This is a genomic window from Geobacillus sp. YF-1 (assembly GCF_052692335.1).
Genome location: NZ_CP199850.1, coordinates 747913 through 759304 on the forward strand (window position 1 = coordinate 747913; position 11392 = coordinate 759304).

The window sequence follows — 11392 nt, forward strand, 5'->3', positions numbered from 1 at the left end:
ATGTGCTCATCGATTCCTAAGACATGAACCTCCTTGTGTGAACGGGTTTGAGCACATCTATTTTACTCAAGGAATCGGGTTCATGTCTCCTTTTTTGTTTGGTTGTCAATTTGTGTTAGCAAATTTGCTCATCGACAGTCGATTTATATATATTCCGAAGGCGCTGCGAAACAAAGAAGCAAACCGCCGCTAGGCCAACGGGGGCGGCTGTCCCCGGCTTGGCTTGCCGCCCCCGGACGCAGCGGGGGCCTTTTTGCGGCGGATGGATGAACGAGCGAGCGACACGGGCCGCTGGCCTGTGGCAAAAGGGGGGCTTTGGCGTCTATTCGTGTTCGAGATCGACAATAAACGTTTCCGGCCCGGTCGGCGTCGCGCTTCCCCCTTTTGGTTCGAGGCTCGCTTTAATTTGTTTGAACCGTTTGACGTCCTCGCCGGTGATCAAAATGCGCGATGCCCCATGGCGGATCGTCAATAGCTCTCCTTTCATCTCGTTGTCCGTGTACACAATCCACAATTGGTAGTCGCGAGCAGCGAACGGCTTGAGACCTTCAATCTCCATCACCATTTCTTTCGTATCATCATTGAGCCAAATCGTTCCGTTCAGCTGTTCGAAATGGGCCGATGGTTCGATCGGAAATCGCTTCGTTTCCGGGTGATGAACGATTCGTTCGGGCGGGGCTTCGACAACGACATACCGGTAATGATTGCTGCTTGGTTCATGTGGAACAACGCTCCCATCGTCAGAAAAGGAAGAGCGGACGAAGAAAAGAAAGGCGACGAGCGCCGCGCCCCCCAGCCCGGCCGCCCACCGGAGACGGTGCTGCATTCGCTTCGCCTGTTTTTGCGCCTCCATGTTGGCCCAAATTCGCTCTTTCATGGCAGAAGGAGGCTCAACGGATCGAGATGTCGCTTCCATCCCGATCGCTTCCCACGCTTTGAGCGCGTTTTGACAAAAGGCGCATTGACGGAGATGGCTCGACACGGCTTCTTTTTCTTGTTCCGGCAGCGTCCCGAGCATCCAATCGACGATTTTCGTTTCCGGAATATGGTTATGCTTCATGCTTGTTTTCACCTCTCCCGGCTTCCAACCAGCGGAACAATGCTTGTTGTTTTCGCAAATTGCGCAGCCCGTAGCGGATGAGCGACTTGATAGTGCCTAACGGCTTGTTCATCGCCGCAGCGATTTCCCGTTGGGTTTCCCCGTGAAAATAAAAGTGAATAATGGCTTGCCGCTGCTCCTCGGGGAGATGGGTTAAGGCGTCCAAAATGACTTGTTGTTCCAGTTGACGGAGAAAGTAGAATTCCGCCCCGTTTTCTTTTAATGCCGCTTCCTCAAGGCGGTTCACTAACAAATCCCGTTTCTTGCGCAGGCGGTCGAGCGACCGGCTTTTTGTTTTCACGGCAAGAAAGGCTTGAACGCTTCCCCGTTTCGGGTCGAATTGATGGGGTTTTTGCAAGATTTCGAGAAACACGTCTTGGCTGACATCTTCCGCCTCCGCCTCGTCGCCGACGATCCGAAGAGCGATATGATAGACCATCGGGGCGTATTTTTCGTAGAAACGGTCAAAGGCGGTGCGCGAGCCTTCGGCGATCTTCTCGAGCAGCTCGAGGTCTTCCCGTCGGTCTTCCATCTTGCCCACCTCCCGACGCATGCTTGGAATGGTTGCTCTGCATCTATTCTACAACTGAATTTTTCTCCTGCAAAACAAATCCATTGATCCATTTCTGGCGTATACGAAGTGAAAACAGAAGGAGGGAGTGAATGTCGTGCGAAGCAGGATGATTGCGATGGTTGCCATGATCTTGACTCTCTTTTCTCTTTTTCTTCCGATCCGTCCAGCCTCGGCGGCAAGCGGCGTTGTTCTTTTCACGCCGTACACCGGGCTTTCCGTGACGCCGGGGGAGACGATCGACTATACAGTTAATGTCATCAACAACGGTTCCAGCATCGAAAACGTCACCTTCTCGTTTGACCACCTGCCGAAAGGATGGTCGACGTCGATTACCGCGGAGGGGCGAACGATTGAACAGCTTTCCATCCGAGGCGGGAAAGAAGAAGAGGTCACGCTGGAAGTGAACGTGCCGCTGGATGTCGACAAAGGGGATTACCGCTTTTGGCTTGTCGCCAACGGGGAGAGCGGTTCAGCGAAATTGCCGCTGCTTGTCCGCGTGACGGAACAAGGGTCATTTAAAACCGAACTGACGTCGGATCAAACGAACCTTGAGGGGCATGCCGATTCGAGCTTCACGTATGATGTCACGCTGAAAAACCGAACCGCCAAGACGCAAAATTACGCGTTAAGTTCGGCGGCGGAAAAAGGGTGGCAAGTCACGTTCAAATCGGAAGGCAATTCCGTGACATCGGTCAAACTCGAGCCGAATGAATCGAGAGACATTACCGTAGAGGTCAAACCGCCGGAACAGGTGAAAGCGGGCACGTACAAAATCCCGATCAAAGCGCAAACGAGCGACACATCGGCCGAGCTGACATTAGAGGCGGTCATCACTGGCACGTATGAGCTGAAACTGACGACGCCGTCAGGAAACTTGAGCACCGATGTGACGGCGGGGAATGAACGGGTGATCGATCTGGTCGTTAAAAACACCGGAAGCGCCCCGCTTTTGAACATCAACATGACGGCTGACGCTCCGCCTGACTGGGAAGTGGAATTCGATCAAAGCACGATCGCCCAGCTGAACCCAGGCGATTCCAAAACTGTCAAGGCGAAAGTGAAAGCGTCGGATGAAGCGATTGCCGGGGATTATGTCGTCAACTTCCAGGCGCAAACCGCGGAAACGTCGGCGGAGGCGGCGTTTCGCGTCTCAGTCAAAACGTCAACCGTTTGGGGCGTGGTGGCGGTGTTGATCATTGTCGGGGTGGCCGGAGGGCTGTATTATTTGATCAAAACATACGGGAGGAGGTAAGCATGGCAGCACCCGCCGTCATCGAGCTGAACAACTTATGCAAAACGTATGGCGACCATCGGGCGGTTGACCATTTGTCGCTTTCCATTCGAAAGGGGGAAATTTTTGGCCTTCTTGGCCCGAACGGGGCCGGAAAGACGACGACGATTTTAATGATGCTCGGGCTTACCGAGCCGACATCCGGCTCGGTGCGTGTATGCGGCATCGATCCGGTGCGAAATCCAATTGACGTCAAACGGAAAGTCGGATACTTGCCGGATGATGTCGGGTTTTACCATCACATGACAGGCTTGGAAAACTTGCTGTATACGGCGGCGTTAAACGGCATCCCTCGCACTGAGGCGGAAAAGCGGGCATGGGAGCTGCTCGAGAAGGTGAATTTGACTGATGCAGCCCATAAAAAAGCGGGGAAATACTCGCGGGGGATGAGGCAGCGGCTCGGTTTGGCCGATGTGTTGATGAAGCATCCGGAAGTGATCATTTTGGATGAGCCGACGCTAGGCATCGACCCGGAAGGAGTGCGTGAGCTGCTGCGGCTGATCCGCGATTTGAGCCGCAATGAAGGCATCACGGTGTTGCTGTCCTCGCACCAATTGCATCATGTTCAGCAAATTTGCGACCGGGTCGGTTTGTTCGTTGATGGGAAACTGCTGGCCGAAGGGAATATGGAACGTCTCGCGCAACAGCTGTTTTTGCAGGATGCCTATGTCATCCATGTGTCCGCTTCACCGCTTGACGCTTCCTTACGGGCCAAAATCGAAGCGATTCCGGGCGTCAATAAAGTGGAGCAAACGGAAAATGGATGGGATGTGTATTGCCAAACGGATGTGAGCGCCGCCATCAGCAAAACTATCATCGAATCCCACGCTTCCTTGTTCCACCTGAGCCGCCGCCATTTCGGCCTCGATGAGATTTATCACCGCTATTTTGAAGGGAGGGATGGACGTTGAAGGTCCGTAAGAAGGGGCGATGGGAAAACGGTGGTTTTTCATATGCAAAAAGATGGGGAAAACGGCTGAAGGCGGGGGCGCTTGATGAGAAGAAGCGGACAAGAGGGGCAAGCAGCGCCTTTTCGGCCATTGTCAAAAAAGAACTGGCCGATTATTTGACGAGTTGGCGCATGATCATTTTGATCGCTCTCATCTTGCTCACTTGCTTCGGGTCGCTGTATACGGCGATGACGACGATTCGGGACGCGCTCGATTCGTCGGAAGAGGCCAAGGAAATCGCGAAAGGCGCCTACTTGTTTTTAAAATTATTCACTGTCTCGGACGGAACGCTGCCATCGTTTGTGACGTTTGTCGGTTTTCTCGGACCGCTGCTCGGCATCGCGCTTGGATTTGATGCCATCAATTCGGAGCGGAATCGCGGGACGTTGAGCCGGCTCATGGCACAGCCGATCCCGCGCGATTACGTCATCAACGGCAAGTTTGTCGCCGCGTTGTTGTTGAATGCGGTGTTGTTTCTTTCCCTCGGCTTGCTTGTGACGGCATTAGGCATTTTGGTCTTGGGGATTCCGCCTACTTTCGAAGAGTTTGCCCGCATGGTCTGCTTTTTGTTGTTATGCCTTGTGTATATCGCCTTTTGGCTGAATCTCGGCATTTTGTTTTCCGTCGTCTTCCGCCAAGCGGCGACATCTGCGTTGTCAGCGCTGGCCGTTTGGCTGTTTTTCAACCTTTTTTACGCGATGATCGTGGAAGTAGTTGCGAAGTCGTTTTTGCAGTCTGATGCGATTACGTCCGTTGAGCAGGCGGTCGGCCGTCAAGAGTTGGTGCTTGGTCTCATGAGATTGTCGCCGAGCTACTTGTTCAACGAATCCACGACCGCTTTGCTTTCGCCGGACGTTCGGACGCTAGGGATCGTCACCGTGGAACAAACGGCCGGTGCTGTTGCCGCCCCGCTGCCGTTCTCGCAAAGTGTCTTGCTCATTTGGCCGCAAGCGACCGCCTTGATTGCCGCCACCCTCGTCTGCTTTGCGATCGCTTATTGGTTGTTTATGAGGCAGGAGATACGGGCGAGCGGGTGAGGGAACAGGCTGTTTGGAAAGACGTGTGTGCGCCCCAACAGTGTTTCTGCTCGTTCGTATGGGAAAACCGTTTTGCCCGATCGTCCGTTCCTTTTAGGGGACGGACTTTTTTTGTAGGTGACAAAACCGTGGCAACGACGGTGACAAAATGGTGATGACAGACAAGCATGTGATCAACCTCACAAATTCGTTTCCTTCACCTGTGTATGATGAAAGTACAAATAAAGCCACATATTTTCGAAGATTAGGAGAGCGCAAGAGGGAAAAATCGTGGTTCGCTGCCGTTCCATGATCGACAACTCCATTTGTTCGGCTATTTCTATTGTAAACAACATCACAGTGGGGACAGCGTGAAAAACATCACCGTTTGTCGCTTTTTTGTTCAGGTTGTCACAAATTTTTCTAAGCCGGATTTCCCCGCCCATATGATACAATCAATGTAAGCAGCATCACAACGTTTACCTGCTTGTTTTCGTATCGTTAGGATGGAGATGGAACAAAGAGAGGCTGACCCATGACAACGTTTTGGTCACCGGTTTGGTTATCGATCAAAGTATCGCTTCTCGCTGGCTTGATTGTCGCGGTCTTAGGGACAGCGGCGGCGAGGCGGATGGCGCGCCGTCGGTTTCGCGGCAAGACAGTGGTGGAGACGGTGTTTATGTTGCCGCTCGTGTTGCCGCCGTCGGTTGTCGGTTTTTTGCTCGTCGTCTTGTTTGGCCGACATAGCCCCATCGGCCAGTGGATCGAAGCGTCGTTTCATACCACCGTACTGTTTACGCCCGGTGCCGCGGTGATAGCCGCCGTGGTCGTGTCATTCCCGCTCATGTATCAGGCGGCCAAAGCCGGGCTTGAAGCAGTCGATCCAACCATTGAAGGGGCGGCGCGCATCGATGGGGCGAATGAGCGCCAAGTCTTTTGGCATATTTCGCTGCCGCTTGCCAGACACGCGTTATTATCCGGGGCAGTGCTGTCGTTTGCCCGCAGCCTCGGGGAGTTTGGCGCAACGCTCATGTTTGCCGGCAATATTCCGGGAAAAACGCAAACGATCCCGACCGCCGTCTACATGGCCATGGAATCGGGGCGGATGGAGTTCGCGTGGGCATGGGTGGCGGTCACGATCGGATTGTCATTCAGTTTATTGGTCTTTGCGACGAAACTCGGTCGTTTACGGGAGTGAACAAAGCCGCCTGACAACAGCGTGCGGCGAACGAAACAGAAAGGAGGGAGCGCGATGGGCGAGCGCAACCGAACGAACGTCATGGACCGCCTGTCCCGCCCGCTTCGCGATTTGCGGTTATCGGTGATCGACCAATGCAATTTTCGCTGCGTCTATTGCATGCCGGCCGAAGTGTTCGGGCCGAATTTTCGCTTTTTGGCGGAAGGCGAGCTGTTGACGGTCGAGGAAATGGCGCTTCTTTCGGAATGCTTTGTCGAGCTTGGGGTCGAAAAAATCCGCCTGACAGGCGGCGAACCGCTCTTAAGGCGCGATTTGGATGCGCTTGTGGCGCGGCTGTCTGCGATTCCCGGCCTGCGCGATATTGGCTTGACGACCAACGGCGTCCATTTAGTGAAATGGGCGCAGCGGCTGAAAGAAGCCGGGCTAAAGCGCTTCAACGTCAGCTTGGATGCGTTGGATGATGACATTTTCCGCAAAATGAACGGCATCGGCATCGGCGTCGCCCCGGTGTTAAAAGGCATTGAAGCCGCCCGGGCGGCGGGGCTCGGCGTCAAGGTGAACATGGTCGTCAAAAAAGGGTGGAACGACTCGCAAATCGTGCCGATGGCGGCCTATTTCAAAGAACAAGGCATTCCGCTCCGCCTCATTGAATTTATGGACGTCGGCACAACGAACGGCTGGGATTACTCCCATGTTGTGACGAAAAAAGAGATGTATGAACAAATCAACGCCATGCATCCGCTTGAACCGGTTGAAAAAGCGTACTTCGGCGAAGTGGCGAGCCGCTATCGCTACGTCGGCACGGAGGTGGAAGTCGGCTTTATCGCCTCAGTGACAGAAACGTTTTGCCGCAGCTGCACGCGGGCGCGCATTTCTGCGGACGGGAAGCTGTATACGTGTTTGTTTGCCTCGAAGGGCGTGTCGTTGAAAGACGACCTGAGAGCTGGAGCGACGAAAGAGGAACTGAAGTCGCTGATCACCGCGGTTTGGAACCAGCGGACAGACCGCTATTCGGAAGAACGGACGGAAGAAACGGCGAAGCAACGGAAGAAAATTGAAATGTCGTATATTGGCGGGTGACAAAGAAGCAGGGCCGCTCTTTCCAGCGAAGAGCGGCCCTGTTCATCGCTCGCTGCGCCTGCCTTTGCCTTAGAAATGGGGGAATGGCTTTGCTTGCTTATGCCTTCACCGCCGCCAGCACGCGCGGGAAGAGGACGTTGTTTTCTAAATGGATGTGGGTAAACAAATCTTCTTCGAGCGCCGCGCTTTCAACCAATCAGCTGCTTTCGGAAATGGAGTGACAATATCGCCAATCAATGATTGTTCAGTAAACCGCTGTTCCATTCATCATCCCTCCATTGATCCAATCGTTACAGCTTCAGCATACCGTGTTTTCCCCGGCCACGTTGTGATTCATCTCATAGCAGCGAAAAAATGAAGATGGAGAACGAATGTGATCAACATCACAACGGCATTTTTCGTTTTTATGTACAATCAAGACAAAAGAGCCGGTCGACCGAGTCGAACATCGGGCCCAAGACGTGCTAAACTATAGTCAGGAGCCATATCGCAATGCGGCTGAAGGGAAGCAAGAGCTCGGAACCGTCGGCCGCTTTGTTCGGCGAGACGCGGGAGATGATTTTGCAACATATCGCCGATGCGAGCGTCGTTGATGAAAAGTTGGCGGGAGGCATCAAACCGCTGCAACCGCGTGAAAAGGACGAGACCATAGCCGACAGCCATATAGTTGAAAGGAGAGAGAGACATGGTTGAAAGACGAACCCCGATTCCTGTAGCGGAAGCGATCGATCGGGTGATGCGTTACGCCGGAGTGGGAGAAGAGGAAACGGTGCCGCTTCGCCAGTCGTATGGCCGCTATTTGGCTGAAGATTTGCGCGCTGACCATGATGTGCCGCCGTTTGACCGCTCCCCGTATGACGGATTTGCCATTCGCGCCGCCGATTCGGAAGGAGCGGGGCTGGATCGTCCGGTCGAGTTTGAAGTGATCGAAACGATTGGCGCCGGACAAGTGGCGAAACAGCCCGTCGGACCGTTTCAAGCGGTGCGCCTGATGACCGGAGCGCAAATTCCACAAGGGTGCGATGCGGTCGTCATGTTGGAGCTAGCCAAACAGTATGAACGGGATGGAAAAACGTATATGTCGATTAAGCGCTCGTTCCGCCCCGGCGACAACATCTCGTTTCAAGGAGAAGATGCCAAAAAGGGACAATCGCTCGTCGAAAAAGGAACGCGCATCAATCCGGGAGTGGCGGCGCTGTTGGCGACGTTTGGCTACGCCGAAGTGAAGGTGGCGAAAAAGCCGCGGATCGGCTTGTTTGCGACCGGCAGCGAGCTGCTTGACGTTTCTGAACCGCTCGTTCCGGGAAAAATCCGCAACAGCAACGCCTACATGATTGAAGCACAGGCGCTCAAAAGCGGCGCTGAGCTGATCTATTTTGGCCAGCTGGCCGACGACCTTGACGCGTGCTTTCACGCCGTGCGCGAGGCGCTCGACCAAGTGGACATGCTCATGACGACCGGTGGCGTCTCGGTCGGCGATTACGACTATTTGCCCGCCATTTACGAGCGGCTGGGGGCGAACGTTTTATTTAACAAAATCGCCATGCGCCCGGGGAGCGTGACGACCGTCGCGGAGTGGAATGGCAAGCTGCTGTTTGGCCTCTCCGGCAATCCGTCGGCGTGTTACGTCGGCTATGAACTGTTTGTCCGCCCGGTCGTGCGGACGCGCTTGTTTTCCCCCAAGCCGTATTTGAAAAAAGTGAAGGCCACGCTCGGCGCCGATTTTCCCAAACCGAATCCGTTCACCCGCTTCGTGCGCAGCCGAGTCGAAGCGATTGACGGCCGGCTGATCGTCAAGCCGGTCGGCATGGATAAGTCGAACATCGTCACCTCGCTCGCAGCGGCCAACGCCTTGATGGTGCTTCCGGGCGGGACGAGAGGATTCGCTAAAGGTGACGAGGTGGACGTATGGCTGCTCGATGATGATGAGGGATCGAGCGAATGAACGTCTGGCAAGTTGTCGGCTATAAACATACGGGCAAGACGACGCTCGTCGAAAAATGGGTGGCGGCCGCCGTCCGTGAAGGATGGCGCGTCGGGACGGTAAAGCATCACGGCCATGGCGGAGAGCCGGCACGGCCGGAAGGCGTCGATTCCGTCCGCCATGAGCGGGCCGGGGCGGTGGCGACAGCGGTGGAAGGGGACGGGCTGTTGCAGTTGCATCTCCGCCGCCCGTTGTGGCGGTTGGATGATGTGTTGGCGCTTTATGCGCCGCTTCGACTGGACCTCGTGCTGGTCGAAGGCTATAAGCAGGCGCCCCATCCGAAAGTCGTGCTCGTGCGCTCCGAGGAAGATTGGGCGTCGCTTCAGCACCTCGCTAACATCCGCGCCGTCATCGCCTGGGAACCGCTTTCCCGGCCGTTGCCGCACCCTGTGTTTTCGCTGGCTGATGAGGCCGTATATATCCCATGGTTGATGAATGAGGTGAGAAGAGGGACATGACGGAGTCGTTGTTTGCCATTACGTCTGAACCGATTTCGGTCGAAGACGTGATGAAAAAAGTGATGCGCCCGGAAGCTGGCGCGGTCGCCGTGTTTGCCGGCACGGTGCGCGAATGGACGAACGGCAAGCGGACGCTCTTTTTGCAATATGAAGCGTACGTGTCGATGGCGGAGAAAATGCTGGCGCAAATCGGAGCGGAAATCGCCGAACAATGGCCGGGAGCGAAAACAGCGATCACCCATCGGATCGGGCGCCTTGAGATCGGCGATATCGCCGTCGTCATCGCGGTTTCCTCGCCGCACCGTGCGGAAGCGTATGAAGCGAACCGCTACGCCATCGAACGGATCAAACAAATCGTACCGATTTGGAAAAAAGAACAATGGGAAGATGGCAGCGCATGGATTGGCGATCAACTGGAAACGAAACCCTATCCGTCCGGAAAGCCGGAGGTGAATGAATGATGATCCGTCTCTTGTTTTTTGCTCATTTGGGCGAACAAGTCGGCGAGCGGCAAGTGACATGGCCGCACGTCCCCGACACCGTAGGGAAGCTGAAAGAAGAAGTGGAAGCGCGTTACGGCTTGCCGCTTGACCGCGTCATGACCGCGGTCAATGAGGAGTACGCCCGCGACGACGCGCCGCTTCAGCCGGGCGATACAGTCGCCTTTATTCCGCCAGTGAGCGGGGGGTGAGAGCGATGGCAAACAAAAGCAAATGGGTGATGCCTAAACAACACGGCGCGTGGGCGATGCTTATCATCCCGTTTTGGCTCGGGGCATACGCCGGCGGGCTCTCATGGGTTCACGCGCCGCTCTTTCTCGCTTGGCTTGCCCTCTACTTGGCGACGTATCCGCTCTTGATGGCGGTCAAAACGAAGCGGAACGAGCCGTACGTGCCCGCTGCCATTCGCTATGGCGTCATCGCCGCGCCGGCTCTGGCCGTTTCCCTTTGGCAACGGCCGGCCCTTGTTCTCTTTGGCTTGGCGATGATTCCGTTTTTTCTAATAAACATCTACTACAGCAAGAAAAAGAACGAGCGCGCTTTCTGGAATGATGTTGCGGCCATTGCATCGTTTTGCGTCGGCGGCTTGGGCGCCTTTTATGTCGGGCGCGGGGAATTGACGGTGGAGGCGTTCGAATTGGCCGCGTTTTCCTTCCTTTTTTTCATTGGCAGCACGTTTTACGTCAAAACGATGATTCGCGAAAAGAAAAACGTGCGATACAAATGGCTGTCATGGGGCTATCATGCCCTGCTTATTGGCGGCTTGATCACCATCGGCGAGCCGTTTGCCGTTTTGGCCTACGCGCCGAGCGCCATTCGCGCCGTCTACTTATACGGAAAATCGCTGCCGATCATGAAACTAGGCATCTTGGAAATCGCCAACGCGGCGTACTTTTTCATTGCGATGATCGTGCTCTACTCTTGAACGAACCCCAAACGGGAGGCATCAATGACCGTTTGGGGTTTTTGTTTGGTTAGGCGGTATGGCTTTTTCATTGCACAAGCATGATGCAAAATGGGCGTGCATTCCTTGTCACGGTGTTGCAATGGATCGTTTCAAAAGCCTCCCCCTCTTCTTCCATGCTCGTTCCCAAATCAATAAAGAAGGGAAGCATTTCAACATTCATTTATCGGATTGTGGACGTTCCAACCCTAAGAGGCTGGTGATTTAAGGGGGCAAACCGCTTGTCAAGCTCATTTCTCAAATAGAAAAGCTTTGTCGCATCAGGATCGCCTTTCAAG

General features: G+C 54.6%; 13 protein-coding genes and 1 pseudogene. 11 read left to right on the forward strand and 3 right to left on the reverse strand.

Annotation, left to right across the window (positions count from 1 at the left end; translation table 11 throughout):
• Positions 1–322: 322 nt before the first annotated feature.
• Together ACTVIM_RS03775 and ACTVIM_RS03780 are read right to left on the reverse strand one after the other, a co-directional pair.
• Positions 323–1060 carry an anti-sigma factor domain-containing protein gene (locus tag ACTVIM_RS03775; RefSeq protein WP_445613684.1) on the reverse strand — a complete coding sequence of 246 codons (738 nt, stop codon included), beginning with the start codon at positions 1058–1060 and terminating at the stop codon, positions 323–325.
• The gene (locus ACTVIM_RS03780) at positions 1050–1631 is read right to left on the reverse strand and encodes a sigma-70 family RNA polymerase sigma factor (protein ID WP_445613685.1); all 582 of its coding nucleotides are present in this window, start codon (positions 1629–1631) and stop codon (positions 1050–1052) included. The genes ACTVIM_RS03775 and ACTVIM_RS03780 overlap by 11 nt, the downstream gene beginning before the upstream one ends.
• Before the next feature lie 127 nt (positions 1632–1758).
• Here ACTVIM_RS03780 and ACTVIM_RS03785 point away from each other — a divergent pair, with 127 nt between their 5' ends.
• From ACTVIM_RS03785 to moaA, 5 genes are all read left to right on the forward strand, one after another.
• Positions 1759–2925, forward strand: a complete 1167-nt coding sequence (locus ACTVIM_RS03785; protein ID WP_445613686.1) for a COG1470 family protein — start codon at positions 1759–1761, stop codon at positions 2923–2925.
• A 2-nt stretch (positions 2926–2927) separates the two neighbouring features.
• Positions 2928–3875, forward strand: a complete 948-nt coding sequence (locus ACTVIM_RS03790; RefSeq protein ID WP_445613687.1) for an ABC transporter ATP-binding protein — start codon at positions 2928–2930, stop codon at positions 3873–3875.
• Complete coding sequence (locus ACTVIM_RS03795) at positions 3872–4951, forward strand: ABC transporter permease (protein ID WP_445613688.1); 1080 nt, start codon at positions 3872–3874, stop codon at positions 4949–4951. The genes ACTVIM_RS03790 and ACTVIM_RS03795 overlap by 4 nt, the downstream gene beginning before the upstream one ends.
• A 514-nt stretch (positions 4952–5465) precedes the next feature.
• Positions 5466–6128 carry a molybdate ABC transporter permease subunit gene (modB, locus tag ACTVIM_RS03800; RefSeq protein WP_445613690.1) on the forward strand — a complete coding sequence of 221 codons (663 nt, stop codon included), beginning with the start codon at positions 5466–5468 and terminating at the stop codon, positions 6126–6128.
• Between the two features lie 54 nt (positions 6129–6182).
• Positions 6183–7208 (forward strand): GTP 3',8-cyclase MoaA, encoded by a 1026-nt coding sequence (gene moaA / locus ACTVIM_RS03805; RefSeq protein WP_445613691.1) that lies wholly within the window; start codon positions 6183–6185, stop codon positions 7206–7208.
• A gap of 97 nt (positions 7209–7305) precedes the next feature.
• Here the strand turns inward: moaA and ACTVIM_RS03810 are convergent.
• Positions 7306–7392: pseudogene (locus ACTVIM_RS03810) on the reverse strand (iron-sulfur cluster repair di-iron protein); the annotation flags it as partial.
• Positions 7393–7700: 308 nt separating this feature from the next.
• Here ACTVIM_RS03810 and ACTVIM_RS03815 point away from each other — a divergent pair.
• The 6 genes from ACTVIM_RS03815 to ACTVIM_RS03840 are packed head-to-tail and all read left to right on the forward strand — an operon-like array spanning position 7701 to position 11075.
• A complete protein-coding gene (locus ACTVIM_RS03815; RefSeq protein ID WP_445613692.1) occupies positions 7701–7901 on the forward strand; it encodes a hypothetical protein in 201 nt (66 codons plus the stop codon).
• The gene (locus ACTVIM_RS03820; RefSeq protein WP_445613693.1) at positions 7894–9153 is read left to right on the forward strand and encodes a molybdopterin molybdotransferase MoeA; all 1260 of its coding nucleotides are present in this window, start codon (positions 7894–7896) and stop codon (positions 9151–9153) included. The genes ACTVIM_RS03815 and ACTVIM_RS03820 overlap by 8 nt, the downstream gene beginning before the upstream one ends.
• Complete coding sequence (gene mobB, locus ACTVIM_RS03825) at positions 9150–9650, forward strand: molybdopterin-guanine dinucleotide biosynthesis protein B (RefSeq protein WP_445613694.1); 501 nt, start codon at positions 9150–9152, stop codon at positions 9648–9650. Before ACTVIM_RS03820 ends, mobB begins: the two co-directional genes overlap by 4 nt.
• On the forward strand, positions 9647–10111 hold the full coding sequence (locus tag ACTVIM_RS03830; RefSeq protein WP_445613695.1) for a molybdenum cofactor biosynthesis protein MoaE: 465 nt from the start codon (positions 9647–9649) through the stop codon (positions 10109–10111). Before mobB ends, ACTVIM_RS03830 begins: the two co-directional genes overlap by 4 nt.
• On the forward strand, positions 10111–10341 hold the full coding sequence (gene moaD / locus ACTVIM_RS03835) for a molybdopterin converting factor subunit 1 (protein WP_031405156.1): 231 nt from the start codon (positions 10111–10113) through the stop codon (positions 10339–10341). Before ACTVIM_RS03830 ends, moaD begins: the two co-directional genes overlap by 1 nt.
• Before the next feature lie 5 nt (positions 10342–10346).
• Positions 10347–11075: a YwiC-like family protein gene (locus ACTVIM_RS03840; protein WP_445613696.1), complete on the forward strand. Its 729-nt coding sequence runs from the start codon at positions 10347–10349 to the stop codon at positions 11073–11075.
• Positions 11076–11392 lie beyond the last annotated feature (317 nt).